This is a genomic window from Streptomyces xingningensis (assembly GCF_054957865.1).
The window spans coordinates 91,397-116,451 of the sequence record NZ_JBDJPF010000006.1; the positions used below are offsets into that span (position 1 = coordinate 91,397).

General features: G+C 72.2%; 23 protein-coding genes and 2 tRNA genes. 11 read left to right on the plus strand and 14 right to left on the minus strand.

What is annotated here, in order from left to right; all coding sequences use genetic code 11:
- The first annotated feature begins 82 nt into the window (after positions 1-82).
- A complete protein-coding gene (locus ABCR83_RS05340; RefSeq protein WP_462693612.1) occupies positions 83-1,453 on the plus strand; it encodes a pyridoxal phosphate-dependent decarboxylase family protein in 1,371 nt (456 codons plus the stop codon).
- Positions 1,450-4,272, plus strand: a complete 2,823-nt coding sequence (locus tag ABCR83_RS05345) for a pyridoxal-dependent decarboxylase (RefSeq protein WP_462693613.1) — start codon at positions 1,450-1,452, stop codon at positions 4,270-4,272. Before ABCR83_RS05340 ends, ABCR83_RS05345 begins: the two co-directional genes overlap by 4 nt.
- Here ABCR83_RS05345 and ABCR83_RS05350 read toward each other — a convergent pair.
- The gene (locus tag ABCR83_RS05350; protein ID WP_462693614.1) at positions 4,241-4,774 is read right to left on the minus strand and encodes a hypothetical protein; all 534 of its coding nucleotides are present in this window, start codon (positions 4,772-4,774) and stop codon (positions 4,241-4,243) included. The two genes, ABCR83_RS05345 and ABCR83_RS05350, sit on opposite strands and share 32 nt — an antisense overlap.
- Before the next feature lie 230 nt (positions 4,775-5,004).
- On the opposite strand from ABCR83_RS05350, the gene ABCR83_RS05355 reads away from it, so the two are divergent.
- Positions 5,005-5,262 carry a type II toxin-antitoxin system VapB family antitoxin gene (locus ABCR83_RS05355; protein WP_462693615.1) on the plus strand — a complete coding sequence of 86 codons (258 nt, stop codon included), beginning with the start codon at positions 5,005-5,007 and terminating at the stop codon, positions 5,260-5,262.
- A complete protein-coding gene (locus tag ABCR83_RS05360) occupies positions 5,259-5,672 on the plus strand; it encodes a PIN domain-containing protein (RefSeq protein WP_462693616.1) in 414 nt (137 codons plus the stop codon). Before ABCR83_RS05355 ends, ABCR83_RS05360 begins: the two co-directional genes overlap by 4 nt.
- 94 nt (positions 5,673-5,766) lie before the next feature.
- Here the strand turns inward: ABCR83_RS05360 and ABCR83_RS05365 are convergent, their stop codons facing one another.
- From ABCR83_RS05365 to ABCR83_RS05380, 4 genes are all read right to left on the minus strand, one after another.
- Complete coding sequence (locus ABCR83_RS05365) at positions 5,767-6,174, minus strand: PIN domain-containing protein (RefSeq protein ID WP_462693617.1); 408 nt, start codon at positions 6,172-6,174, stop codon at positions 5,767-5,769.
- On the minus strand, positions 6,171-6,404 hold the full coding sequence (locus tag ABCR83_RS05370; protein ID WP_462693618.1) for a type II toxin-antitoxin system VapB family antitoxin: 234 nt from the start codon (positions 6,402-6,404) through the stop codon (positions 6,171-6,173). Before ABCR83_RS05370 ends, ABCR83_RS05365 begins: the two co-directional genes overlap by 4 nt.
- Positions 6,405-6,657: 253 nt before the next feature.
- Positions 6,658-6,731 (minus strand) — tRNA-Ile (locus ABCR83_RS05375).
- 190 nt (positions 6,732-6,921) lie between these two features.
- Positions 6,922-6,994, minus strand: a tRNA-Asn gene (locus ABCR83_RS05380).
- A 230-nt stretch (positions 6,995-7,224) separates the two neighbouring features.
- On the opposite strand from ABCR83_RS05380, the gene ABCR83_RS05385 reads away from it, so the two are divergent.
- The gene (locus ABCR83_RS05385; RefSeq protein ID WP_462693619.1) at positions 7,225-7,512 is read left to right on the plus strand and encodes a YtxH domain-containing protein; all 288 of its coding nucleotides are present in this window, start codon (positions 7,225-7,227) and stop codon (positions 7,510-7,512) included.
- A gap of 42 nt (positions 7,513-7,554) precedes the next feature.
- Positions 7,555-8,979: an FGGY family carbohydrate kinase gene (locus ABCR83_RS05390; RefSeq protein WP_462693620.1), complete on the plus strand. Its 1,425-nt coding sequence runs from the start codon at positions 7,555-7,557 to the stop codon at positions 8,977-8,979.
- A gap of 3 nt (positions 8,980-8,982) precedes the next feature.
- Here the strand turns inward: ABCR83_RS05390 and ABCR83_RS05395 are convergent, their stop codons facing one another.
- The 5 genes from ABCR83_RS05395 to ABCR83_RS05415 form a co-directional block, all read right to left on the minus strand.
- Positions 8,983-10,023, minus strand: a complete 1,041-nt coding sequence (locus tag ABCR83_RS05395; protein ID WP_462693621.1) for an RNA polymerase sigma factor — start codon at positions 10,021-10,023, stop codon at positions 8,983-8,985.
- Between the two features lie 225 nt (positions 10,024-10,248).
- On the minus strand, positions 10,249-12,153 hold the full coding sequence (dnaG, locus tag ABCR83_RS05400) for a DNA primase (protein WP_462693622.1): 1,905 nt from the start codon (positions 12,151-12,153) through the stop codon (positions 10,249-10,251).
- 9 nt (positions 12,154-12,162) lie between these two features.
- Complete coding sequence (locus ABCR83_RS05405; RefSeq protein ID WP_462693623.1) at positions 12,163-12,642, minus strand: GNAT family N-acetyltransferase; 480 nt, start codon at positions 12,640-12,642, stop codon at positions 12,163-12,165.
- The gene (locus ABCR83_RS05410; protein ID WP_462693624.1) at positions 12,639-13,922 is read right to left on the minus strand and encodes an NAD(P)/FAD-dependent oxidoreductase; all 1,284 of its coding nucleotides are present in this window, start codon (positions 13,920-13,922) and stop codon (positions 12,639-12,641) included. The genes ABCR83_RS05405 and ABCR83_RS05410 overlap by 4 nt, the downstream gene beginning before the upstream one ends.
- Positions 13,923-14,157: 235 nt before the next feature.
- Positions 14,158-15,468 (minus strand): deoxyguanosinetriphosphate triphosphohydrolase, encoded by a 1,311-nt coding sequence (locus ABCR83_RS05415; RefSeq protein WP_462693625.1) that lies wholly within the window; start codon positions 15,466-15,468, stop codon positions 14,158-14,160.
- Positions 15,469-15,565: 97 nt separating this feature from the next.
- Between ABCR83_RS05415 and ABCR83_RS05420 the strand changes: the two genes are divergently transcribed.
- On the plus strand, positions 15,566-16,258 hold the full coding sequence (locus tag ABCR83_RS05420; protein WP_462693626.1) for a SanA/YdcF family protein: 693 nt from the start codon (positions 15,566-15,568) through the stop codon (positions 16,256-16,258).
- Between the two features lie 7 nt (positions 16,259-16,265).
- On the opposite strand, the gene ABCR83_RS05425 is transcribed toward ABCR83_RS05420, so the two are convergent.
- The 3 genes from ABCR83_RS05425 to ABCR83_RS05435 all read right to left on the minus strand — a co-directional run bounded on the left by ABCR83_RS05425 (position 16,266) and on the right by ABCR83_RS05435 (position 18,999).
- Positions 16,266-17,144 (minus strand): trypsin-like serine peptidase, encoded by an 879-nt coding sequence (locus ABCR83_RS05425; protein WP_462693627.1) that lies wholly within the window; start codon positions 17,142-17,144, stop codon positions 16,266-16,268.
- Between the two features lie 324 nt (positions 17,145-17,468).
- Complete coding sequence (locus ABCR83_RS05430) at positions 17,469-18,257, minus strand: sulfite exporter TauE/SafE family protein (RefSeq protein WP_462693628.1); 789 nt, start codon at positions 18,255-18,257, stop codon at positions 17,469-17,471.
- 103 nt (positions 18,258-18,360) lie between these two features.
- Complete coding sequence (locus ABCR83_RS05435; RefSeq protein ID WP_462693629.1) at positions 18,361-18,999, minus strand: DinB family protein; 639 nt, start codon at positions 18,997-18,999, stop codon at positions 18,361-18,363.
- A 138-nt stretch (positions 19,000-19,137) separates the two neighbouring features.
- Here ABCR83_RS05435 and ABCR83_RS05440 point away from each other — a divergent pair, with 138 nt between their 5' ends.
- Entirely contained in the window at positions 19,138-20,070 is a 933-nt protein-coding gene (locus tag ABCR83_RS05440) for an oxidoreductase (RefSeq protein WP_462693630.1), read from the plus strand.
- 19 nt (positions 20,071-20,089) lie between these two features.
- Here ABCR83_RS05440 and ABCR83_RS05445 read toward each other — a convergent pair whose 3' ends face one another.
- Positions 20,090-20,677, minus strand: a complete 588-nt coding sequence (locus ABCR83_RS05445; protein WP_462693631.1) for a hypothetical protein — start codon at positions 20,675-20,677, stop codon at positions 20,090-20,092.
- A 229-nt stretch (positions 20,678-20,906) separates the two neighbouring features.
- Between ABCR83_RS05445 and ABCR83_RS05450 the strand changes: the two genes are divergently transcribed.
- The 3 genes from ABCR83_RS05450 (at position 20,907) to ABCR83_RS05460 (ending at position 24,972) form a co-directional block, all read left to right on the plus strand.
- Positions 20,907-22,781 carry an APC family permease gene (locus tag ABCR83_RS05450; protein WP_462693632.1) on the plus strand — a complete coding sequence of 625 codons (1,875 nt, stop codon included), beginning with the start codon at positions 20,907-20,909 and terminating at the stop codon, positions 22,779-22,781.
- Between the two features lie 115 nt (positions 22,782-22,896).
- The gene (locus ABCR83_RS05455; RefSeq protein WP_462693633.1) at positions 22,897-23,382 is read left to right on the plus strand and encodes a hypothetical protein; all 486 of its coding nucleotides are present in this window, start codon (positions 22,897-22,899) and stop codon (positions 23,380-23,382) included.
- A 75-nt stretch (positions 23,383-23,457) separates the two neighbouring features.
- A complete protein-coding gene (locus ABCR83_RS05460) occupies positions 23,458-24,972 on the plus strand; it encodes an AAA family ATPase (RefSeq protein WP_462693634.1) in 1,515 nt (504 codons plus the stop codon).
- The last annotated feature ends 83 nt before the right edge of the window (positions 24,973-25,055 follow it).

The following is a 25,055-nucleotide window of genomic DNA, read 5'->3' on the forward strand; positions in this document are numbered from 1 at the left end:
GGCCGCCGCCGATGCCCGGACGGGGCAGCAGGCCCCGGCTACGGTTACCCGGTCGGGCGGGTCATGGCGCCGGGGGGCGGGCATGGAGCTGAAGCGGTGGCTGGATCGCGGGGCCGAGGCATTCGAGGCGTGGGCCCGGTCGTACGAGGAGTACGCGGCCCATCCGGCCATGGACGTCGACGATGCTGCCTGCACTGCCGCGTTCGACGAGCTGACCGGCCGGCTGCACGGCAGCTACCCGTTCTTCCACCCCTGCTACGCGGGGCAGATGCTCAAGCCCCCGCATCCGGTCGCCGTCGCCGGGTACCTCGCCGCGATGCTCGTCAACTCCAACAACCATGCACTGGACGGCGGTCCCGCCACCTCCGCGATGGAGGAGGAGGCGGTCGGCCAACTCGCCGCCATGGTCGGCCTGGAGACACCTCTGGGGCACCTCACCAGCAGCGGCACCCTGGCGAATCTGGAGGCGTTGTTCGTCGCCCGCGAGAGCCGTCCCGGCCGCTCCGTCGCGGTCAGCGCCGAAGGCCACTACACACACGCCCGGATGTGCCGGCTGCTGGGCGTGCCGGTACACGGCGTCCAGGTGGACGACCAGGGGCGGATGGAGGTGCCCGCGCTGGAGCGACTGCTGGCCACGGGAGACATCGGCACGGTCGTCGCCACGGCCGGGACCACGGCGCTGGGCGCCGTCGATCCCGTGCACCGCATCGTTCCGCTGGCGCGGCGGCACGGTGCCCGCGTCCACGTGGACGCCGCATACGGCGGCTTCTTCGCTCTGCTCGCCGACTGCCCGCTCACCGACGAGACCACCGGCGATGCGCTGCGGGCCATCGCACGGAGCGACTCCGTGGCGATCGACCCGCACAAGCACGGCCTCCAACCCTACGGGTGCGGCGCGGTGTTGTTCGCCGACCCGGCGACCGCCCGGTTCTACCGGCACGACTCCCCCTATACCTACTTCACCTCCGACCGGCCGCATCTGGGCGAGATCAGCCTGGAGTGCTCACGCTCCGGGGCGGCCGCCGCTGCCTTGTGGCTGACCCTCCGGCTGTTGCCGCTCACCAGGCAGGGGCTGGGCGGCGTGCTCGCCGCCGGGCGCCGGGCCGCCCTGCAGTGGGCCGCCCTGATCGGCGGCTCGCCCCACCTGAGCCTCTATCAGCAGCCCGAGCTCGACATCGTGACGTACTACCCGAGCACCGAGCCCGCCGCGCTGTCCCGGGTCGACGCCGCATCGCACGAGGTGCTGCGGCGAGGCATGGAGGCGAAGGAGAACCCGGTGTTCCTCAGCGTCGCCCGCGTCGGCGCGGACGCGTTCACCGGCCGCCACCTGGACGTCGCTCCCGATCGTGAGCACGCCCGCATCCTGCGCAGCGTCCTGATGAAACCGGAGAGCGAGCTGTATGTGGAACGCCTGCACCACCGGGTGGAGGAACTCGCAAGGTCCGCGGTATGACCACCCAAAACACCGAGGACACCGAGGACGCCGAGGACATCGAGGGGATCGATGCCCGCACGGGCCGGCAACTGCTGGACGACCTGCTCGATGAGGCGGTGTGGCTGGACCACTGCGCCTTCGTCAGCGCGTCGTTCCGCCCGGCACCGCACTGGCTCCGCCATGAACCGGTCTCCGCGTTCCAGCCGTTGCCCGCACTCCCGCCCGGTGGCGCACGGAGCGCGCCGGGCCCGCGCCGCGTCTGCGTCTCGTTCGCGCCCGAGCACGGCCCCAACGCCCGCACCTGGGCGCGTGCTCACGGCTACCGGCTGCTCGCTCCGGACCCCGGCGTCACCGCCTGGGCGGCGGACAAGATCAGCGTGTTGGAGCTGTTCGCGGAAGCGGGGGTGGCCGCCCCGCCGTCTTTGGTCGTCCCGGCGACCGGGCGGGCGCCGGCGGAGGCGTACTGGGACGACAAGTGGCCCAGGGCCGTGGCCCAGCGCAGGGAGAACAACCTGATCGGCCGGGGTACCGTACCCATCGGCTCGCCGGCCGAACTGGGCCGTCGGCTCGCTGCCTGGCCGGACGAGCCCGTCCGGCTGAGCCGTTGGGCCCCCGGGATCTCCCTGACCGTCACGGCATGTGCCGGGCCGGACAGGACGGTGGTCTCGGCCGTCTCCCACCAGCTGGTCGGGCTGCCCGAACTCGCCGCCGCCTGGGGCACCCACTGCGGCAACCAACTCGTACACCCCGGTGACCTGCCGGACGGGCTGTACGGGCAGGCCCGTACAGCGGCCCGGCGGGTGGGCGAGGTCCTGCGCGGCCACGGCTTCCGGGGCGTCTTCGGCCTGGACCTCGTCGAGGAGGACGGGCACCTGCTCGCCATCGAGGTCAACCCCCGCTTCCAGACGGTGGTCTCCCTCGTCCAGACCGCCGAGCGCGCAGCAGGGTTGCTGCCCTCCCTGGGGGTGCACCTCCTGTGCTTCCTCCTGCCCGAACTGCCCCCGGTCAGGCCCGGGACACTGCCGCACGGCCCGCGCCGCCCGAGCCAGCTCGTCGTCCACGCCGCCGAGGACGCCACGGTGCACGGGCTCGCCCCCACCGGGCGCTACCGTCTCGACGGCCGGGCGGCGACCGGCCCGCTCCCCGCCCCGCTCGACCTCGCCGGGCTCCACGACGACGAGGCCCTGTGCTGGGCCATCGCCCGCCCGGGCCCGGTCGCCGCCGGCCAGGAGCTGGCCCTGCTGCAGTTCGGGCGCACCGTGGCCGCCCTCGAACCGCGGCCCCGCCCCCGTCCGTACGCCCAGGACTGGATCGCCGCCTTCCACGAGCGATCCGGGACCGGGGCGGGGACCGCGGGCGAAGCCGCCGGTCCGCCCCTGTTGCGGCTCACCGAGGAGCGGATGCGCGAGGCAGGCCGGCACGCACTCGAGCTCATCATCGAGCGGCTCGCCGCCCCGCGTGAGCGGCCGCCCTTCCGCGTCCCCTCCCCTCGCAGCCTCCGGGCCGCCCTGGACGAACCCCTGCCCGAGGACGGCACCGACGACCTGTGCGTCGTCCTCGATCGCGTCACCCGCGACGCCCTCGGCGAGGCGACCCGCCTCGACCACCCGCGAAGCTTCGCCTTCACCCCTTCCACCGGCAACTTCCCGGCCGTCCTCGCCGACGCCCTCGCCTCCGCCCACCTCTCGGTTCCGGGCGCATGGCTGGTCGGCGCCGGCCCCACGCAGCTCGAACTCACCACCCTGGGCTGGCTCAAGACTCTCCTCGGCCTCCCCGAGCAGACCGGTGGCCTCTTCGTCAGCGGCGGCTCCGTCGCCAACCTCACCGCCCTGGCCGTCGCACGCGACCACCACCTCGGCGAGGACTGCTCCCGCGCCCGCCTCTACTGCTCCAGCCAGGCCCACCCCTCCATCGCACGCGCCGCCCACCTCCTGGGCCTGCCCCGCGCCCGGCTCTCCGTCGTACCGGCCGACCACGGCCTTCGCCTGGACCCGGCGGAGGTCGCGCGGCGCGTCGCCCGCGACCGGGCCGCCGGCCTGCGGCCGTTCGCCGTCGTCGGCACGCTCGGCACCACCGGGACCGGCGCCGTGGATCCCCTCGACGACCTCGCCGACCTCTGCGGGCGCGAAGGACTCTGGCTCCACGCCGACGGCGCCCACGGCGCGGCGGCGGCCGCCACCGCCCGGGGCCACGGGCTGCGCGCCGCCCTGTGCCGCGCCGACTCCCTGACCGTCGACCCGCACAAATGGCTCTTCCAGCCCTATGAGATCGGATGCGTCCTGCTGCGCCGTCCGGAGCTGCTGCGGGCCACCTTCGACCTGGCGCGCCACGCACTGGACGCCGGCTACCTCACCCCGACCGCGTCCCGGGGCGACGAGGTGAACCTCTCCGACTGCGGCCCCCAACAGAGCCGCGGGCTGCGGGCCCTGAAGCTGTGGCTGTCGTTGAAGGCCTTCGGTGCGCGGGCCTTCCGGCAGGCCATCGAGCACGGCATGGACCTGGCCGACCACGCGGCCGACCTGGTCGCGTCCCACCCCGAGCTGAGGCTGGTCACACCGCCCAGCCTCGCCGTCCTCACCTTCCGCTACCACCCGGCCGACGCCCCGCCCGGCTGGGACGCCGACGCCGCGCAGGAGCACATCAGCCGGGCGGTGTGCACCGGGGGCGAGGCACTGCTCCTCACCACCCGGGTGCACGGCACCGTGGTGCTCCGGATGTGCACCATCAACCCCGCCAGTACCCGGGACGACGTCGCCTTCGTGCTCGGCCTGGTCGCCCGCCACGGCCGCCGGTCGCTGAGTGCGGTCAGCGAATCAGCAGGGCCGAAGGACCGGTGATCAGCTGCACTCCGCGGTCCGTGGCACATGACGCGACGTCAAGAGTGAGCTGGACACCGGGAGAAGCGACCGCCCTCCCCTGAAATCTCCCCGACACGACCGTGCCGACGACCAACACCACGGCCTGTCCGGCGACTTGCCGGACATTGCCCATGGGGTAGACCACCACGCTCCGCTCGCCGGTGTTCCAGGTGATCTTCTCCACCGTGGTGGCGTCGGAGTCGAAGCAGCCGTTCACTCCACCGCCGCTGATCTCGGACTTCCCGGAGGTGAGGGCGGGATCGGCGGCGGTGCAGCGGTAGGCGCCGGTGCCGGTGATCCTGGTCTTCCTTGCCCGCAGGCCCAGTCCGGGGGAGAACTCGACGGTGTTGGTCCCCAGGCAGCTGACGGCGCCCGTCGGCTCGCTCGCTTCGGCCGGTGTCACCACGCTCCCCGCCACCGCCGTCCCCACGGCCAGGACCGCGCTCCCGCCCGCCCTCGCCCAATGCCACGTCCTGCCCATGACGCACGCTCGCTCTCTTCGCGCCCGACCCGCTTCGGGAAACGAAATTGTCCCCACCGGGTGCGGCCGCAGGAGCCGAACCACCCGGTATTCCCCCGGTCATTGGCGGCACTCACAGAGCGGGGAGCGCGTACCGCCCTCCGCACCACCGGAGCGGACCTTGCCCGGACGCGTAGATACACTTGATCTTGTATACTGATATAAACCACCGCATGCATTGAGGGGTCACCATGAGCCGCACCGTCATCGACCTCGACGACGAAGCACTGGAAGCAGCCGCCAAAGAGCTCGGCACCACGACCAAGCGCGACACCATCAACACCGCCTTGCGCGAAGTGACGGCCCGTTACCGGCGACTGCGCGCGCTCGACGAAGCCCGTGAATTGGTGGCCGCCGGCGCCCTCGACATGGACCTCCTCCTGGACAAGAGCAGATACCGGCCCACGGGCGCGGCAGGGAGCACCCACGCCGCTGGAGTGGACGAGTGAGCGTCGCCGACTACCTCATCGACACCTCCGCACTCGCCCGCGTCCTGCTCGGCCGGAACACGGCCGAGTGGAACGACAGAATCGCCGCCGGGCTCGTCGCGATCTGTGACATCACCGAGCTCGAGGTCCTCTACTCCGCGCGCTCGGCTACCGACCGCGCCCGCTTGAAGGCGGCGTTCGACGCTCACTACGCGTGGTGCCCCATGCCGGACGGCATCTATCGGCGCACTCGCGTCGTCCAGGAGCAACTCACCGCGAAGGGCGAGCATCGCAGTGCGGGTCCCATCGATCTCCTGGTGGCAGCCGTAGCCGAAGGGGCCGGTCTCACCCTGCTCCACTACGACCGGGACTTCGAGACGATCGCCCGGACGACGGGCCAGCCGGTGCACACGATCGACCTCAAGCAGTAGAGCTCGGCAGGCGCGCGGCCCGGCCCACACCCCATGGGCACGATCTCGTCGGGGTCGGCGAAGGACCGGCCTGCCAGAACACCTTGCGGAGAGGTCAGGCTCGTGCGTCCCGCTGTTGCACGTCCTTGAGTACGTTCGCCACGGTCACGAAGTCGTTGTCCACATGGAGCACGGTGTGGCCGTGGTGCACTGCCGTCGCGCACACCAGCAGATCGATGGCGGCTGCGGACCGGTGCTGCCCTTGCTGCGTGAGCTTGTACTGGGCGGTGTCCACCCAGCGCCATGCGTTCTTCGGGACCGGCGAGAGCCGGCACAGGGCGTCCAATTCCTCGGCCAGTTCGTCGCGGTGCGCCGGACCGGTGGCCGAGTACAGGAACTCGGTCCTGGTGGGCTCGCAGATATGGAAAACACCGGCGGCGATGTGGCCTTCCCAGGGGCGCAATGCCCCTGGGGTACGGAAGAGGTGCCAGAGTGCGGAGGTGTCGAGGAGATAGGTGATCACTCGAAGGCCGCCCGCCGGGCCCGCTTGGCGGCCGCGTGCGCGGCTGCTGCGGTCTCGAACTCGCCTTGTTCACCTCGTGCGGCCAGCTTCTCGGCGGCTTCGAGCCGCCTTACCCGGGCGACGTAGTCACGCAGGGCCGCGTTGACGGTCTCCTTCTTGGTAGATGCACCCATCAGCCGCATGGCTTCGGCCAGCGCCTCGTCATCGAGGTCGATCTGGGTCACGGACACGCTGATCACCCCACACACGAACCAACTCCATGTATGCATTCACGATACATCGCCAACATACCCAGCGCCGGCCGAACGAGCGCACCAGCCGGCCCCGCTGAAGCCGCCACCTGCATCCCGGACTACACTCCGCCCCCGCCTCGCCCCCGCACAGCGGTTTCGCGGGAACAACAAAGGGCCGCCACCATCGAGGTAACGACCCTTCAGAACGCAAGGCCACAGGTCAGATCGTTTCTGCACCTGAGCCACAAAGTGGGGCGGGTGGGACTCGAACCCACGGCCGACGGATTATGAGTCCGCTGCTCTAACCGGCTGAGCTACCGCCCCGTTCACGGCGCGTCGCGCACATCTGTGCGCGCCGTCTGCCGCAGCATAGCCGCTCATACGATCTGCTGCCCCGGCGGGGCCGTATCGTGTGACCAGCCTGACCTTGAGGACTTCGATCACGGCCGGATCGGTTCCCTGCAAGGAGAAAAGCAGGCATAAAAAAGGACCCCCGAAGGGGTCCCTCACACTGCTCCTCCGACTGGACTCGAACCAGTAACCTGCCGGTTAACAGCCGGCTGCTCTGCCAATTGAGCTACAGGGGATTGTCGCATTTGCCTCGAATGCACCTTCGCCTGGTCTCCCGGGCGGCGCGCGCTCGCTGCGAGACATACATTAGCGCAAGCAGGGGGGTGCTCCGCCAATCGGTATCCCGGGAGTGACCTTCCGGCCTGCCGGGTAGGCGCCGAGCACAGCCCGGCAACCCCCGCGATGGGGCCGGCAGGGCCCGTAGGGTCTGCGGGGTCCACGGGATCCGAGGGAAGGATGGGGCGCGATGCGCTACCGGCTGACGTTCATCGCCGGTCTGGCTGTCGGGTATGTGCTCGGCACCCGGGCCGGCCGCGAGCGGTACGAGGAGCTGCGCAAGGGGGCGCAGCGGATCGCGCAGAATCCGGCGGTGCGCAATACCGCCGAGTCCGCGGCCCAGAACGGCCGGGCGATGGCGGCCAGGGCCTTCGACCGGCTCGGCCACCGGATTCCGGGCCCGGTGGCGGAGCGGGTGCGCTCGCTGCGCGAGCAGCGGGCATCCGACGAGGACGACTGGGGCACCAGCAACACCTGACCGGCTGCGGGGCTGGAGTGGGGGTTTGGCATCATCCTCGGCATGGGCATAGTCGCGGGGCTGGACAGTTCCACCGAGAGCACGCGGATCGTCGTCTGCGATACGGACACGGGCGCCGTCCTCCGGCAGGGGTACGCGCCGCATCCATCGCCCGCCGCCGAGGGTGACCCACAGGCGTGGCTGATGTCGCTGGGCGAAGCGGCCGCCGGTGGTCTGCTGGAGGGGGTGCAGGCGATCGGCGTCTCCGCGCAGCAGCACGGGCTGCTGGCGCTGGACGCGGGCGGGGTGCTGGTGCGGCCCGCGCTGCTCGGCAATGACAAGCGGGTGCAGGCCGCGGCGGCCGATCTGACCGATGCGCTGGGCGGCCGGGCCGCCTGGGCGGAGGCCGTCGGGTCGGTGCCGCAGGCGTCGCTGGCGGTGGCGAAGCTGCGCTGGCTGGCCCGTAACGAGCCGGAGTCGGCGACCCGGGTGGCGGCCGTGCTGCAGCCGCACGACTGGCTGGTCTGGCAGCTGCTGGGCCGCCCGGTGCGACGGACGACGGATCGTGGTGACGCGTCCGGCACCGGCTTCTGGTCGGCGGCCACCGGTGGCTGGCGGCCGGATCTGGTGGAGCTGGCGCTGGGCCACCAGGCGTTGCTGCCGGATGTGCTCGGTCCGGCCGAGCCCGCCGGGCACACCCCGGAGGGGCTGCTGATCTCCGCCGGTACGGGCGAGACGATGGCCGCGGCCTTCGGGCTGGGCGTCGGGCCCGGTGATGCGGTGATCTCGCTGGGGGCCTCGGGGTCGGTGTTCGCGGTGCACCACCAGGCGCTGGCGGATCCCACCGGCACCATCACCTCGTTCGCGGACGCGACCGGGATGCACCTGCCGGTGGTGCACACGCTCAACGCGGTGCGGGTGCTGCGCGGCACGGCCGAGCTGCTCGGTACGAACCTGGAGGGGCTGTCGGAGCTGGCGCTGCGGTCCACCCCCGGTTCGTATGGACTGGTGCTGCTGCCCTACCTGGAGGGCGAGCGGACTCCGCATCTGCCGCACACCGCGGGGACGCTGGCGGGGTTGCGGCGGGAGAGCATGAAACCGGAGCACTTGGCGCGGGCCGCGTTCGAGGGGATGCTGTGCGGGCTGACGGACGCGCTGGATGTGCTGCGCGGGCGCGGTGTCGTGGTGCGGCGGGTGTTCCTGCTGGGCGCGGCGGCCGAGCTGCCCGCCGTGCAGACGATGGCACCCCAGCTGTTCGGTGCGCAGACCGTGGTCCCGCGGCCCGCGGACTACGCGGCGCTGGGCGCCGCCCGGCAGGCCGCCTGGGCGCTGGGCGTGCAGCATGGCGTGCTGTCCCCGCAGGAACCGCCGCGCTGGCCGTCCGCCGCCAGCCAGGTGTTCGAGCCGGGTGAGGAGCTGGCCACCGGCCAGGCCGTGCGGCAGCAGTACGCGACCGTGCGGGAGCAGACCCACCCCGGGGCCTTCTGAGTCTCAGTCCAGGTAGCCCCGGAGCTGGTCGGCGAAGGCGTGGTCGCGGAGCTTGTTGAGGGTCTTGGACTCGATCTGGCGGATGCGTTCGCGGGTGACGCCGAAGATCCGCCCTATCTCCTCCAGGGTGCGGGCCCGGCCGTCCACCAGCCCGTAGCGCAGCTGCACCACCTTGCGTTCGCGCTCGCCGAGGGTGGACAGCACGGCCTCCAGGTGTTCGCGCAGCAGCAGGAAGGCGGCCGATTCCACCGGCGAGGTGGCGTCGCCGTCCTCGATGAGGTCGCCGAGGGCGACGTCGTCCTCCTCCCCGACGGGTGCGTGCAGGGACACCGGCTCCTGGGCCAGGCGGAGCACCTCGCTGACCCGTTCCTCGGAGAGGTCGAGGTAGCCGGCGACCTCCTCGGCGGTGGGTTCGCTGCCGCGCTCCTGCAGCATGCGGCGCTGGACGCGGACCACGCGGTTGATCAACTCGACGACATGGACGGGCACTCGGATGGTCCGGGCCTGGTCGGCCAGCGCCCGGGACATGGCCTGGCGGATCCACCAGGTCGCATAGGTGGAGAACTTGTAGCCGCGGGCGTAGTCGAACTTCTCAACCGCCCTGATCAGTCCGAGGTTTCCCTCCTGGACGAGGTCGAGCATGGTCAGTCCGCGGCCGATGTAGCGCTTGGCCACGGAGACGACCAGGCGCAGATTGGCCTCGATGAGGCGGCGCTTGGCCATCCGGCCGAGCACCACCAGCCGGTCGAGGTCGAGGGCGAGCTGGGTGTCGAGGTCGGGGGTGCAGGCGAGCTTCTCCTCGGCGAAGAGCCCGGCTTCCACGCGGCGGGCCAGCTCCACCTCCTCGGCGGCGGAGAGCAGCGGGATGCGGCCGATCTCGCGGAGGTACTGGCGGAAGAGGTCGGAGGACGGACCGCCGGTGTCGGGGCGCCGGTCCTGCTCGGCCGATTCGTCGGCGAGGGTCTCGGCGGCGGGCGGCCCGGGCTGGTGCGGCACGGCCGGGGGGGCCGGGGCGTGCTGGAGGATGGGGGTCCGGGTCTGCACGGGGGCGACCTCCAGTGATCGCTGCTTGGGCAGAAAAGTCGGGCGCGACGGCGGCCGGGCCACCGTCCCGCCCCAGGCATCGGGAGCGGCTTCGCGGCGGGGTTCAGGTCCCGGCCCCGGTCACGCTCCGGAGAACTCGGGCACCGCCCACCAGTGTGGGGCACGACGCGGGCCCGCCACGAGGGGCTTGCGGCCACTTTCTGCGGTCGTGCCGTGACCGCCCGGTTACAGTGCCGCGGCGCCCCGGTCCTGGAGGGACTTGCCGTACTGCTGGAGGACCCACAGCTCGTTCTGCACGGCGGCCAGGTGGTCGGGGGCGGACTGGGCGCCCAGCCGCACCAGGCTGGCCTGCACCTCCTTCACCCGGCGCTCGACGGCGCGCAGCCGCACCTGGACCAGCTGCGTCCCGGCGTAGACCTCGTCGACCGTGCGGGCGTGGATGGCCTCGACGGCGAGCTCGGTGACCAGCGAGCGGACGGTGTCGTCGGGGGCGGCCTCGCGGACCCGGGTGAGGTAGTCGCCGTCGGCTCCGGTGACCCCGCCGGCCTCGTCGACGGTGCGGCGGACGACGGCGTAGGGCGGGGCGGTGAATTCGTCCTCGCCATAGGCGTCGAAGGCGGGGGCCACCAACTCGGGCCGCTGGAGGGCGAGTTTGAGCAGCTCGCGCTCGGTGCGGTGGGCGGGGCTGCGGAGGTTGAGCGCGGGGCCGCGGGCGGGTGCGGGGCGCTCCCCGGGTGTCGCGCGGGGGGCGGGGGCCGGACGGTTCCCGGATGTGCCGCGCCCCGGTGCGGCCGCGCGCTCGCGGGCCCAGCGGGCGAGCTGGCCCACCCGCAGGACGACGAACTGGGTGTCCAGGATGCCCAGCAGGCCGGCCAGCCGCACGGCGTACTGGTGGCGGATGGAGCTGTCCTTGATGTGCGCCACGATGGGCGCGGCCTCCTCGAGGGCCGCGGCCTGCCCCTCGGGGGTGTCCACCTCGTGCTTGCCGACCACGGAGCGGATGGCGAACTCGAAGAGCGGGGTGCTCTCCTCGACCAGCAGGCGCACCGCCTCGTCGCCCCGGTCGAGGCGGAGCTCGCAGGGGTCCATGCCGCCGGGGCTGACGGCGATGTTGGTGTGCGCGGCGAACTTCTGGTCGTCCTCGAACGCCCGCAGGGCGGCCCGCTGCCCGGCGGCGTCACCGTCGAAGGTGAAGATCACCTTGGCCCGGGAGTTGTCCATCAGCAGCCGGCGCAGGATCTTGATGTGGTCGCCCGCGAAGGCGGTGCCGCAGGTGGCGATGGCGGTGGTGACCCCGGCCAGGTGGCAGGCCATGACGTCGGTGTAGCCCTCGACGACGACCGCGCGGTTGCCCTTGGCGATCTCCTTCTTGGCGAGGTCGATGCCATAGAGGATGTGCGACTTGCGGTAGATCGGCGTCTCGGGGGTGTTGAGGTACTTGGGGCCGTTGTCGTCCTCGCGCAGCCTGCGGGCGCCGAAGCCGATGACGTCGCCGGTGATGTCGCGGATGGGCCACATCAGGCGGCCGCGGAAGCGGTCGATGGGGCCGCGGCGGCCGTCCTGGGAGAGGCCGGAGAGGATCAGCTCCTTGTCGGTGAAGCCGCGGCCGCGCAGGAAGCGGGTGAGGTGGTCCCAGCCCGCGGGGCTGTATCCGACGCCGAAGTGCGCGGCGGCCGCCTGGTCGAAGCCCCGGCCGGCCAGGAAGGCCCGGCCGATCTCGGCCTCGGGGCTCTCCAGCTGCTCGGCGTAGAACTGCGCGGCGACCTTGTGGGCCTCGACCAGGCGGGTGCGCTCGCCCTGCTGGCGGCCGGGGGTGTAGCCGCCCTCCTCATAGCGCAGGGTGATGCCGGCCTGGGCGGCGAGCCGCTCGATGGTCTCGGTGAAGGAGAGGTGGTCGATCTTCATCACGAAGTCGACGGTGTCCCCGCCCTGCTGGCAGCCGAAGCAGTGGTAGAGCCCCTTGGCCGGGCTGACGTGGAAGGAGGGGGACTTCTCGTCGTGGAAGGGGCACAGCCCCTTGAGATTGCCACCGCCGGCGTTGCGCAGCTGGAGGTACTCGGACACGACGGCATCGATCGGGACGGCGTCCCGGACCGCCTTTACATCGTCATCGTTGATCCTGCCTGCCACGGGTGAATCCTACGGTGAGGCACGGACATCCCCGCCATCGCTTCCCATGATCTTGATCGCGAACACGCGGTGCGGGCCGACTCCCTCGATGATGAACTCCTCCCCCCGCCCCACGAAGCCGTGCCGCGCGTAGAAGCCCGCCGCCGATGTGCGCGCGTTGCACCAGACGAGTCCGGCGCCCCGGGCCGCCGCCTCGGCGAGACCGGCCCGCAGGACGGCGGCACCGAGGCCCCGGCCGCGCGCGGCGGGGTCGGTGGCCATGCCGCGGAGCCGGTAGGCGGGGGCGTCCTCCGCCGGCAGCCCCTCCGGGAAGAAGGTCGCGCAGGCCCGCACCACCCCGCCCACGTCGTACGCGGCGATGTGAAAGACATCCGGGCCCTCGTCCCCGGGGAAGACGGCCGCCTCCACCGGCAGCCCGGGCCGCAGCACCGCATGCCGCAACGGGAGCACCTCGCGCAGGGGGACGAGTGCGGTCCGGGCCGGTTTCACGGTGCGAGGAGGGAGTCCAGCGGCACCGCCGGGTTCGCCAGGGCGTTGGGGTCGAGCCGGGTGCCGGAACGGATGAGGCGCTGCACCGGCTCGGTGACATCCCACACATTGACGTTCATCCCGGCCAGCAGCCTGCCCTCGTTGAGCCAGAAGGCGATGAACTCGCGCTTGCCGACGTCCCCCCGGCACACCACCTGGTCGTAGGAGCCGGGCGGTGCGTAGCCCGAGTACTCCAGGCCCACGTCGTACTGGTCGGAGAAGAAGTAGGGCACCCGGTCGTAGGGGACCTCCTGGCCGAGCATGGCGCGGGCGGCCGCCGGGCCGCCGTTGAGGGCGTTGGCCCAGTGCTCGACGCGCAGCCGGGTGCCCGGCCAGGAGGTCCCCTCCAGCGGGGGAAGCGGGGCGGCGGCGACGTCGCCGGCGGCGAAGATGTCGGGGTCGCTGGTGCGCAGCGATTCGTCGACGGCGATGCCGCCGCCGTCGGCGCGGTCGACGAGGGCGAGCCCGGCGGCCTCGGCGAGGGCGCTGCGCGGGGCGGCGCCGATGGCGGCCAGGACGGCGTGCGCGGGGTGTTCCTCGCCGTCGTCGGTGCGCACCGCCAGGACCATGCCGTCCTGGCCGGTGATCTCGGTGAGGCGGGCGCCGAAGTGGAAGCGGACCCCGTGCTCGCCGTGCAGATCGGTGAAGAGCTGGCCGAGTTCGGGGCCGAGGACGGTGTGCAGGGGCGTGGGCCGCGGCTCGACGACGGTCACTTCGGCGCCGTAGCCGCGGGCGGCGGCGGCGACCTCCAGGCCGATCCAGCCGGCTCCGGCGATGACCAGGTGGCCGTTCTCCCGGCCGAGGGAGGCCAGGACGCCGCGCAGCCGCTCGGCGTGGGCGAGGCGGCGCAGGTGGTGGACGCCCGCCAGGCCGGTGCCCGGGATGTCGAGGCGGCGCGGTTCGGCGCCGGTGGCGAGCAGCAGCCGGTCGTAGTGGATGCGGGTGCCGTCGCCCAGGCGTACGGACTTGGCCGCGCGGTCGAGGTGGACGGCGGGCTGGCCGAGGTGGAGTTCGATGTCGGCCTGGGCGTACCAGGCGGGCTCGTGGACAAAGACGCTCTCGCGCTCCTCCTTGCCCGTGAGATACCCCTTGGACAGCGGCGGGCGCTCATAGGGGTGGTCCCGTTCGTCGCAGATGAGGATCACCCGGCCGGTGAAGCCTTCGGCGCGGAGGGTCTCGGCGGCCTTCGCGCCGGCCAGGCCTCCTCCGACGATGACGAACGTCTGGTCTGCGTCCACCACTTGTTGCCTCCTCGCTGCCGCGCGACGCGTCTGCGGTGACGGCCGCGCCTACGGTCTGCATGCGTTTGCGGTCGTACGTCCCCGGCCGGTGCCCCCGTCGGTGCGCACCGGCCGGATCGCCAGTGCCGAGCGTCCCGCACGCGGTGTGCCGCCGGAAAGGGGACTGCCCCGGACGGATCAGCTACCCGCGCGGGGCCGGAGAACTCCTCCGGGGGGCGGGGTGCCGGGTCGTGGTTCATCCCCGCGGCGCGGAGCGGGGTCCGGTGAGCCGGGCGTGCAGGGAGCGCGCGGAGGCGTCGGTGAGGGCGGCGATCTGGTCGACGACGGCGCGCAGCCGCCCGGCGTCGTCGGACGCCTCGCCGAACAGGGTGCGGAACTGGGGGTCGAGGCCGTCGGGTGCGCGGGCGACGAGGGTCTCGGCGAGCTCGGCGATCACCACGCGTTGTTCGGCGCGGAGCTTCTCCTGGTCCTCGCGCTGTATCACATAGCGGTCGGCGACGGCCTTGAGCACCGCGCACTCCAGCCTGGTCTCCCGGGGTATGACCAGCTCGGCGCGGTAGCGGGACAGCGGCCCGGGCCCGTGCACCCGGCGGGTGGCGGTCTCGGCGGCCAGGCAGAAGCGGCCGATGAGCTGGCTGGCGGCGTCCTTGAGCCGGGCCTGGGCGACGGCCGAGCCGTCGTAGCCGTGCGGCCACCACTCCTGCTCGAGGAGGCGGTCGAGGGCCTCGGCCAGTTCCTCGGCGCCGGCCCCGGGCGCATATCGCCGGGCGGCGACGGCGAACACCTCGCGGCGCTCGGGCTCGGCGAACAGGAGGCTGGGGTCGAGGTGGCCGGCGTGCAGGCCGTCCTCCACGTCGTGCACGGAGTAGGCGACATCGTCGGCCCAGTCCATCACCTGGGCCTCGAAGCTCTGCCGGTGCCCGGGGGCGCCCTGGCGGGACCACCGGTGGACGGGGAGATCGTCCGGGTAGACGCCGAACTTGCGGGAGGCCGGGTCGGTGGGGTGGCCGCCGCGCGGCCAGGGGTATTTGGTGGCGGCGTCGAGGGCGGCGCGGGTGAGGTTGAGGCCGACGCTCATCGGCTCGCCCGTCTCGGGGTGGGGGACGAAGCGCTTGGGCTCGAGCCGGGTGAGCAGCCGCAGCGACTGGGCGTTGCCCTCGAACCCGCCGCAGGGACCGGCGACTTCGTCGAGCGCCTGCTCGCCGTTGTGGCCGAACGGCGGGTGCCCCAGGTCGTGTGCCAGGCAGGCGGTCTCCACCAGGTCGGGGTCGCAGCCGAGCGCGGCTCCCAGCTCGCGGCCCACCTGGGCGCACTCCAGGGAGTGGGTCAGCCGGGTGCGCGGGCTGGCGTCCCAGGCCTGGCCGCTGACGCCCGGGGTGACGACCTGGGTCTTGCCGGCCAGCCGGCGCAGCGCGGCGGAGTGCAGCACCCGGGCGCGGTCGCGCTGGAAGGCGGTGCGGCCCGGGCGCTTGTCGGGCTCGGGGGCCCAGCGCTCCCGGTCCGCCGCGTCGTATCCGGTGCCTGCGGTTGCTGCGGTGCCGTTCATACCCCCGACGGTAGCCGCCGGTTGTGACAGCGGCATGAGTCGTACGTCACCGGACCGTGGAACCACAGCACTGGCCACTGCGTCACCCCTTGTAACGATGGGGGGTTGGGCCGTGAGGCTGGCGCACATATTCCGGCTGCCGAGGACCCGGCGCGGCAGGCGCCGCGTCCTGTGGGCCGTCATGACCGCCTGTGTGCTGGCCCTCGCCCCGGTCACCTGGGTGTACGCGACGACCGACAGCCGGCTGCACAGCGTGGCCGATGTGCCGCCCGCACCGGTCGCGATGGTCTTCGGCGCGGGCCTGTGGCAGGGCAGGCCCTCCCCCTATCTGGCGCACCGGCTGGACGCCGCGGTCGAGCTCTACCGGGCGGGCAAGGTCCGGGTGATCCTGGTGACCGGCGACAACGGCCGCAAGGAGTACAACGAACCGGATGCCATGGGCGCCTATCTGCTGGCCCACGGCGTCCCCGGCGACCGGATCGTCCGCGACTTCGCCGGCTTCGACACCTGGGATTCCTGTGCCCGCGCGGAACGGGTCTTCGGGGTGCGCAGGGCCGTGCTGGTGAGTCAGGACTTTCACATCCGGCGCGCGGTGGCGCTGTGCCGGGCGGCCGGCATCGACTCCTATGGCGTCGGGGTGGCCGCCACGCATGATGCCACCCGGCTCGCGGGCGGCGCCCGGGAGATCTTCGCCTCGGGGAAGGCCGCGTTCAGCGCGCTCATACGCCCCGCCCCCAAGTTCCTGGGCCCGCATGAGCCGGGGGTGGAACGGGCGTTGGCCGCCCGGTGAGCGGCGGTCAGCGTTTGGGCTCGCGGTTGTTGATGGCGTCCAGATAGAGCTTGAAGATCTCGTCGTCGTTGACGGGGCTGTAGGAGACATCGGCCGACTTGTCGCCGTCCGGCCCGCCGCCGTTGAGCCCGCCCAGGATGCCGACCAGGTCGCCGGTCCTGGTCTTCTCGTTGAAGCGGATGAACCAGGGACTGCCGGAGGTGCCCGAGTAGAAGCCGTCGCAGCGCATCTGCAGCTGGTTGTACTTCTCCAGCCGACCGGTCATGGCCGTGCAGCGGATGGCCTGGTCGGCGGCGTCCTCGTCGGCGCTCGGGTAGCCGATGACCGTCACCCGGTTGACATATCCGGGCGTCCGGATCAGCCGGTTGGCGCCCGTCACCTGCTCGATCTGGCGGCCCTTGTCGTCGGGCTTGACAGTGGCGAAGGCGAAGTCCAGGTCCGAGCCGTCACCGGTGTCGGTCCGCCGGGGGTCCACAAAGGTGCGGGTCAGCGGCCACACCCCGTACGGCTGTTTGTCGGCGCCCTGCTGGTAGCCCGGCACAAAGGCCATGTCACCGTCCATCGAGCAGTGCCCGGCCGTGACGATCAGGTTGCCCTTGGGGCTGTGCACCACGCTCGCCGTGCAGCGGTGGCTCTTCATGTCGTCGCCGGTGGAGACGATCACTCCGACCGATGGCACCCCGCCGAAGTGCCGGGCGCTCCCGGTGATGCGCTGTGCCTCGCTCTTGGCGTCGGAGTCCTGCTCGTCGGCGGCCTCGTCCGAGGTCCGGGCGGGCCCCCAGAACCGCTGGGCCTGCTCGCTCGACCAGCTGCGGTCCTTGGTGTGTGCGTCGGCTCCCCGTGGGGCGACCGCGGCGAGGGCCACCACATACAGCCCTGCGAGCACGGCCCGGGCCCCCCGGGCCCGGCTCCACCGGGAGAAACGCACAGGCACCCCCACCACGTCAGGAAGGTTGTCGACAGGCTAACCGCATCGTCCGGAACGGGGACCACACCGGAGTGTTCTCCGCACGGCCCACGCTGGACGTCTCGGTGTATGACCAGCGTACGAATGCTCAACTAACCCTGGCCGAATTTGGCATCCGGCGTGGCGCGCAGGGGTCCCCGAGCTCGGGCCCTGCCCGCCCGGCGGAGCCGCGCACGCCGAGGTTAGCGGGGTCATGACCACTCGCGCATCCCCTGTCCCGGGGAGCGCTCCAAGAACATCCGCTCACCCGCCCCACTGGTCGTACGCCAGCTTGCAGACCAGTGAGACCACCACCACGACCAGCACCCCGCGGACAAAGCCGGTGCCCCGCTTCAGCGCCATCCGCGCACCCACCGTGCCACCCGTGAAGTTGAAGACGGCCATCGGTGCCGCCACCTGCCACAGCACCGTCCCCTGACTGGAAAACATCACCAAAGCACCCACATTTGTACAGGTGTTGACGATCTTGGAGGTTCCTGAGGCGGACACCAGGTCCATGCGAAGGATCCCGGCCAGGGCGAGGACCAGAAAGGTGCCGGTGCCGGGACCGATGAGGCCGTCATAGAAGCCGATGCCCAGGCCCGCGACGGCGAGCGCGGCCAGCATCCGCCGGCGTGAGGGCGGTTCGGCGGGGATCGTGGCCGCGGCGCCGAACGCCGGTCTCAGCAGCACAAAGGCGAGCACCGCCAGCAATGCCGCCATGATCACCGGGCGCAGCACCGCGCTGTCGACGCCGGAGGCGAAGAACGCTCCGCCGAGCGAACCGGCCAGCGCGGCAAGGCCGATCCGCAGGGAGGTGCGCAGGTCCAGGGCCGCCCGGCGGGTGTAGGAGACGGCGGCGGCGGCGGTGCCGCAGATGGCGACGGCCTTGTTGGTGCCCAGCACATACGCGGGCGCCGCATGCGGCAGACCCACCAGCAGCGCCGGGAGTTGGAGGAGCCCGCCCCCGCCCACCACGGCATCGATCCATCCGGCCGCGAGCGCGGCCAGACAGAGGATCAACAGCGTTGTCAGGGATATGTCGTGGGTCATGCGCGGATCGTATGGCGGACCGGCCAAGCGGTCCTGGGCCAACGGTCAGCCGTGGAACGGCCCTTCATGGTGCCGACCGGTGGTGCCGAACACCTGGGAGCCGTCAGTCGCGGACGGTGCTGTCCCACTTCCACGAGCTCAGCCGGGGGCGGTCCGGCAACTCCGCCCGGCCGGTGGCCCAGAGCAGGCTCTGCCAGGCGTCGGCGCCCGCCGGCACCTCCGGGAACAGCCGGGCCAGTGCCCGGGCGCACAGCCCGGCGGGCGGTGCGAACTCCACGCCGAGCCCCGCCGCGATGTCGTGGGCGTGCACCAGGATCTCCACGACGCCCATGGCCGCGAAGCCCTCCGGATCCGACACCCCCGCGGGGTGGTACGCGCGGAACTCCCCCGGCCTGGTGCGCACCATGGCCACCAGCAGCGCACCGCTGGCCTCCAGCACCCCCAGCAGCCCGGCCGGCCCCGCCGCCCGGTCCGCGAAGACCGTGTTCAGCGGGCCGCCCGGCCGACGGCCCACGGCCAGAAACGGAACGTAACGCTCCAATGGTGGTATTCGCGGCCCCAGTTGCGCGGCATAGGCGAACAGATCGTCCGCGAGGTGCTCGGCCGTCTCCCAGCAATCCCACTCCAGGGACCCGGCGGGCCTGCCCCACCGCTCCTCCGGCACCCCGCTCAGGGCGCCGACCGCCAGCCGCACCGCCTCATCGACATCGTCGGCGGTGACGGGCGCGGACGAATCCTGCACTGACGAATCCTGCACTGCTGATCCAAGCGATTCCGACATGGCGCGACCGTATCAACGGCCACTGACATCCGGCAGCCTTCGCCTACGCTGGGCGAGCACAGGCTACTCACGCGTATCGCAACGGAGGAGCACGGCAGGATGAACGGCTGGACCGCACACGACATCCCCGACCAGAGCGGCCGCACCGCCGTGGTGACCGGCGCCAACAGCGGCATCGGCCTGGTCACCGCCCGCGAACTCGCCCGGCGCGGGGCCAGGGTGGTGCTCGCCTGCCGGGACGCGACCCGCGGCAGGGCCACCGAGGAGCTGATCCGCGCCCAGGCCCCCGGCGCCGATGTGGAGTTCGCCCGGCTCGACCTGGCGGACCTGTCGTCGGTGCGGACCTTCGCCGCGGACCTCAAGGCCGACCGGCTGGACCTGCTGATCAACAACGCGGGGGTGATGGCACTGCCCCAGCGCAGGACGGTCGACGGGTTCGAGATGCAGTTCGGCACCAACCACCTCGGCCACTTCGCACTGACCGGACTGCTGATGCCCAGGATCCGGGAGGCCGGACCCGGGGCGCGGGTGGTCAGCGTCTCCAGCGGCCTGCACTACCTGGGCACGGTCGACCCGCGTGACCTCAACATGGAGCACCGCTACCGCCGTTGGATCGCCTACGGCCGGTCCAAGAGCGCCAACCTGCTGTTCGTCCACGAGCTCTCGCGACGGCTGGCAGCGGCCGGCTCGCCCGTGCTGGCGGCGGCCGCACACCCCGGATACGCGTCCACCAATCTGCAGACCGCCGGGGTGCGCATGGAGGGGCGGGCCTGGGCGGAGCGCGCGGTCGTGCTGGCCAACCGGGTGATCGCACAGAGCGTGGACGACGGCGCCCTGCCCACCCTGCACGCCGCGACCGCACCGGGCGTACGGCAGGACGACTTCATCGGCCCCCGCCACCTGCTCTGGCGCGGCGCCCCCGCCCGCTCCCCGCGCGCCGCCTGGACCACGAACGACAAGGCGAGCGCCGGACTGTGGGCGGCATCGGAACGCCTGACGGACGTCACCTACGACTGGCCGCCCAAGGTCTGACCGGCAGCCGGCCGGGGACTCACTCCAGCCCGGACGCCCGCAGCAGCTCGCGCGCTCCCTCACCGTCGATCCGCTCCGCCAGCGCGGCCAGCGACGAGGCGCCCTCGCGCAGCAGCCCCTGCTCGCGCGAGCGGCAGGCCCCCGCGTCCAGCCGGTGCCACAGCAGCGGATTGGCACTCAGCACCCGGGGGTCCAGCTCCACCCGCCCGCCGGCCGCGTCCCGCAGGACCAGCCGCGGCGCGACCCCGTCCGCCCGCCGCACCTGGGTGAGCCGGTCGACCCGTACCCGCCGCTCCCGCAGCAACCCCCGCACCGCCAGCCACCCGTCCCCCGCGGTGACCCTGGCCGGCCGCAGCACCCACACCAGCGCCGCGCCCAGCGCGGCCCAGCAGGCCCCGCGCGGCCAGTCCAGCGAGCCCCGGGCGAGATCGGCGAGCACCAGGATCCCGGCGAGCCCCGCGCCGAACCACCAGGCCGACCTGGCCTCGCGCCGCCAGCCCCGGTCCCAGGCGAGCACCGCGCCGCCGGGCGGCGGAGGGTGGGCCGACGGCCGCTTTCCCTGTGCCTCGCCCCGTCCGCGCGCCCGTAGCCCCAGTCGCCGTCCCATGCCGGTGACGCTAGAACCGCTTCTTCCCGGTGCCGTGGAATGTTGACGCCACGCTGACGCCCGGGCCCGCAACCCTGACGCGGCGCTGACGCGCCTTCCGCCCTCGCCATCAAGAACGCGTGAAGATCTCGCCAAAACGCGCCAAGAGCACGCCAACGGCGGGCACGGTCCGGTCCGCGCGGACGCACGCTGAGCCTCCCACGTCACGGAGGTACGACAAGAGATGTCCATGCTGGCCAATACGGACAAGTGGCCCGGCGGCACCGGCGAGGAACCGCCCGATACCGACGCCGCGCGGGCCACCGCCGAGGACCGGCACCGGCTCACGGCCACCCAGGGCCTGGCGGCCCTGTCCCTGGACGCGATGGCCTCGGTCGCCTACGGACCCGAGTCGATCGTCCTCGTGCTGGCGGCGGCCGGAGCCTACGGCCTGGGCTTCACCCTGCCGGTCACCCTCGCGATCGCCGCCCTGCTGGCCGTCCTCGTCGCCTCCTACCGGCAGGTCATCGCGGCCTTCCCGGACGGCGGCGGCTCCTACGCCGTCGCCAAACGGCACCTGGGACGGCGCACCAGCCTGGTCACCGCGGCCTCCCTGGTCCTGGACTACGTGCTGAACGTGGCGGTCTCGGTCACCGCCGGCGTGGCCGCCCTGACCTCCGCCGTACCCTCCCTCTACGACCACCGGCTGTGGATCTGCATCGGCGTGCTCGCCCTGGTCACCGCCGTCAACCTGCGCGGCATCGTGGAGTCCGCCAAGGCGTTCATCGTGCCGACCGCCGTCTTCGTCGGTTCGATCCTGGTGCTGATAGCCGTGGGGCTCTTCCGTGACGCACCTGCCAGCACCGCGGCCGCCGCCGGACACGCCTCCGCGCTCGGCGAGAACGCCACCACCGTCGGCGCCCTCCTGCTGCTCAGGGCGTTCGCGGCCGGCTGCTCCGCGCTGACCGGCGTCGAGGCCGTCGCCAACGCCGTCCCGTCCTTCCGCGCCCCGCGTGCCAAGCGCGCCCAGCGCACCGAGGTCGCGCTCGGCGCGCTGCTGGGCATCATGCTGATCGGCCTGTCGGTCCTCATCGGCCGCTTCCACCTGCAGCCGGTCGAGGGCGTCACCGTCCTCGCCCAGCTCGCGGATGCCTCGCTCGGCCACAACTGGGCGTTCTATGTCGTCCAGTTCGCCACCGTGGTGCTGCTCGCGCTGGCTGCGAACACCTCCTTCGGCGGCCTGCCGGTCCTGATGAGCCTGCTCGCCCGGGACAACTACCTCCCGCATGTCTTCGGCCTCAAGGCCGAACGCCAGGTCCACCGCCATGGCGTGCTGGCCCTGGCCGCCATCTCCGCCCTGCTCCTGGTCTTCTCCGGCGGAGATGTCAACACCCTGGTCCCGCTGTTCTCGATCGGCGTCTTCGTCGGCTTCACCATCTGCCAGGTCGGCATGGTCCGCCACTGGCGGCAGGAACGTTCCCCGGGCTGGCAGGGCAAGGCCCTCCTCAACGGCTTCGGCGCGGTGCTCACCGGGGTCGCGGCCGTCGTCGTCACCGCCACCAAGTTCGAGGAGGGTGCCTGGCTGATCGTCCTGATGCTGCCGGTGCTGGTGGTGACCTTTGAGGCCGTCCACCGGGCGTATGGGCGGATCGGCGAGCGCCTGGAGCTGGGCCGGGTCCCCGAGACCCCGCGCCGCTGCCACTCCGTGGTCGTCGTCCCCGTCTCCTCCCTCTCCCGCCTCACCAGCAAGGCCCTCACCGCCGCCGTCTCCCTCGGCGACGAGGTGGTCGCGGTCACCGTCGCCCAGTCCGACACCGAGGGCCGCCGGGCGTCGGAATCCCTGCGCCGTGACTGGGAACTGTGGAACCCCGGTGTCGACCTCGTCGAACTCCCCGCCCCCACCCGCGCCCTGGGCCGCCCGATCGTCGACTACGTACGCGAGCTGACCGACCGGCACCCGGACAACCGCGTCACCGTCCTCATCCCCGAGGTGGAACCCGCCCACCTCTGGCAGCGGGTGCTGCAGAACCAGCGCGGCGCGGTCGTCGCCCACGCGGTGCGCCGGGACACCGACGCGGTGATCTGCCGCCTGCGCTTCCGCATCGGGACGCCCGAGGCGCGCTGACCACGCGACCGCACAGGGGCCCCGGCGGTGCGCCGGGGACCCCCTATGCCACCCTCATGTCGCCCTCTCCCCCGCAATACAGTGGCCAAAGATTCACCAGGGGGGAGCTTTCTGCATGAACAACAGCACCAGCGCTGCCATCGGCCTCGTCATCGTCGCCCTGATCCTCCGCCGCCAGCTGCGCACCCGCCCGGTTCGCCAGTCGGCGGACCTCCGGCTGCTCGGCCTGCTCGGCGTGCTCGGCGTCCTGGCGCTCACCTTCGGCGTGAAGTCGGTGACCGACTCCCACCCGCTGTCCCCGGCGACCGTGATCCTGCTGGCGGTGGCCCTCGTCGTCGCAACGGCCTTCGGCGCACTCCGCGCCCGCACCGTACGCGTGTGGCGCGACCCGGCGGGCCTCGCGCTCCGCAAGGGCACCGCGGCGACGGTGGCACTGTGGCTGGCCTCCCTCGCCGCGCACATCGGTCTGGACGTCTGGATAGACCACACGACCGGGGTCGGCCTGCTCGGCCCCTCCACTCTCTACGCCTATATGGCGGTGTCGGTGGGCACCCAGGACCTGGCGGTACGGCGCCGGGCGGCGGTGGCAGTGGCGGGGTGAAGTAAATCCAGTGCGACGGTTTTCGTCGAAGTAGACTTGGACGGGATGTGTCGTAGTCGGTTTGAAGGAGTCCCGGTGACCAAGGATCTGCCGGCCAAGCCTGATGATGTGGTCGACCGGGACCGCGAGTGGAACCTCCTCGCGGAGTTCCTCGCCGACCCGGATCCCGCGATGCGGCTCGGCATCGTGTCCGGGCGTCGGCGGCACGGGAAGTCGTACCTGCTGCAGGCCCTGTCCGAGCAGGTCGGCGGACTGTACGTCACGGCGGTTCGGGAAGAAGGGCGGCTGCCCGCGATCCAGCGGTTCAGCGACGCGGTCGCCGCCCGGGCCGGCTTGCGGGCGGGGAGCCTGCGGCTGACCGACTGGCGCGATGTGCTGTCCAACGCCCTTGATGTGACGGCCCGTTCGTCGCATCCGCTGCTGGTGATCGACGAGTTGCCGTATCTGCTGCAGCACTCACCCGAGATCCCGGGTCTGCTCCAGCAGCTCTACGACGAGCGCCAGCGCGGCGCCCGGCCCGGGGCCGGACCGGGCCCGCGACTGATCCTGTGCGGCTCCGCGATGAGTGTCATGCACGAACTGTTGTCGGGGACGAAGCCGCTGCGGGGCAGGGCCGTGGTCGATCTGCGGCTGGGGGCTTTCGACTACCGGGACAGCCGGGCCTTCTGGCAGATCACCGATCCGCTGACCGCGTTGAAAGTGCACGCGGTCCTCGGCGGTGCACCCGGATACCGGCCGGTGGCTGCCCGCCCGCATCCGGACGACGGCTTCGATGCCTGGCTGGCACGCACCCTCCTCGACCCGGGCCGAGCGGTGTACTCGCGCACCGAGACCGAGTATCTGCTGCGAGAGGACCCCAGGATCACGCAGCACACGCTGTACTACGACATCCTCACCGCCATCGCCCAGGGCGCCACCACCCCCAGCAAGATCGGTGCCGCCCTGGAGCGCCCGCGCAACGCCGTCGCCCACCCTCTCGGGGTACTGGAGTCGACCGGATACATCCGGCGCGAGCAGGACGTCCTGCGCTCCCGCCACCCGGTCATCACGCTCGCCGACCCGGTCATCCGCTTCAATCAGCTGATCACCTTGCCGCAGGTGACCGCAGTGGAGCAGGGCTTCGCGGAGCAGGTGTGGCAGCAGGCCACCCCGACCTTCAACTCCAAGATCCTCGGACCGCACTTCGAGGACCTGGCACGCGACTTCACCCGCCGCTACGCCCACCCGCTGCTGCCCGGCGGGCTGCCCGGCCCGGTCGGCACCACCGAGGTCGCCGACCCACAGGCCCGTACCAAGCACGAGGTCGACGTCATCGCCCTGGCTGCCGGCGAGCGAGCGCAGTCCCCCCGCGCGACGATCGCGCTGCTCGGTGAGGCCAAGGCGACCGCCGCCCGCCGTGGCACCGGAGACCTGCAACGTCTGGAACACATCCGCACCCTGCTCGCCGACCAGGGGTACGACACCACCGGCACCACGTTGGCCTTGTACTCCCTGCACGGCTTCCATCCCGACCTGGTCGAATCGGTCGGCTGCCGTGACGACCTTCTCCTGGTCGACCTGCCCGCCCTCTACGGGGCAGCTGCGCCGTGACATGAACGCATTGACACTCATGTGCCGTTGGTGCTGAGGACCCCATTTCCTCCCGTGGGGGCCCGGAGCTCAACCGTGCTGCG

Coding starts and splice junctions, on each gene's coding strand:
- ABCR83_RS05420 (WP_462693626.1), top strand. CDS start 15,566: ATGGGGGGTTGGGCCGTGAGGCTGGCGCACATATTCCGGCTGCCGAGG.
- ABCR83_RS05385 (WP_462693619.1), top strand. CDS start 7,225: ATGCGCTACCGGCTGACGTTCATCGCCGGTCTGGCTGTCGGGTATGTG.
- ABCR83_RS05445 (WP_462693631.1), bottom strand. CDS start 20,677: ATGGGACGGCGACTGGGGCTACGGGCGCGCGGACGGGGCGAGGCACAG.
- ABCR83_RS05355 (WP_462693615.1), top strand. CDS start 5,005: ATGAGCCGCACCGTCATCGACCTCGACGACGAAGCACTGGAAGCAGCC.
- ABCR83_RS05350 (WP_462693614.1), bottom strand. CDS start 4,774: ATGGGCAGGACGTGGCATTGGGCGAGGGCGGGCGGGAGCGCGGTCCTG.
- ABCR83_RS05415 (WP_462693625.1), bottom strand. CDS start 15,468: ATGAACGGCACCGCAGCAACCGCAGGCACCGGATACGACGCGGCGGAC.
- ABCR83_RS05440 (WP_462693630.1), top strand. CDS start 19,138: ATGAACGGCTGGACCGCACACGACATCCCCGACCAGAGCGGCCGCACC.
- ABCR83_RS05455 (WP_462693633.1), top strand. CDS start 22,897: ATGAACAACAGCACCAGCGCTGCCATCGGCCTCGTCATCGTCGCCCTG.
- ABCR83_RS05430 (WP_462693628.1), bottom strand. CDS start 18,257: ATGACCCACGACATATCCCTGACAACGCTGTTGATCCTCTGTCTGGCC.
- ABCR83_RS05340 (WP_462693612.1), top strand. CDS start 83: ATGGAGCTGAAGCGGTGGCTGGATCGCGGGGCCGAGGCATTCGAGGCG.
- ABCR83_RS05345 (WP_462693613.1), top strand. CDS start 1,450: ATGACCACCCAAAACACCGAGGACACCGAGGACGCCGAGGACATCGAG.
- ABCR83_RS05450 (WP_462693632.1), top strand. CDS start 20,907: ATGCTGGCCAATACGGACAAGTGGCCCGGCGGCACCGGCGAGGAACCG.
- ABCR83_RS05390 (WP_462693620.1), top strand. CDS start 7,555: ATGGGCATAGTCGCGGGGCTGGACAGTTCCACCGAGAGCACGCGGATC.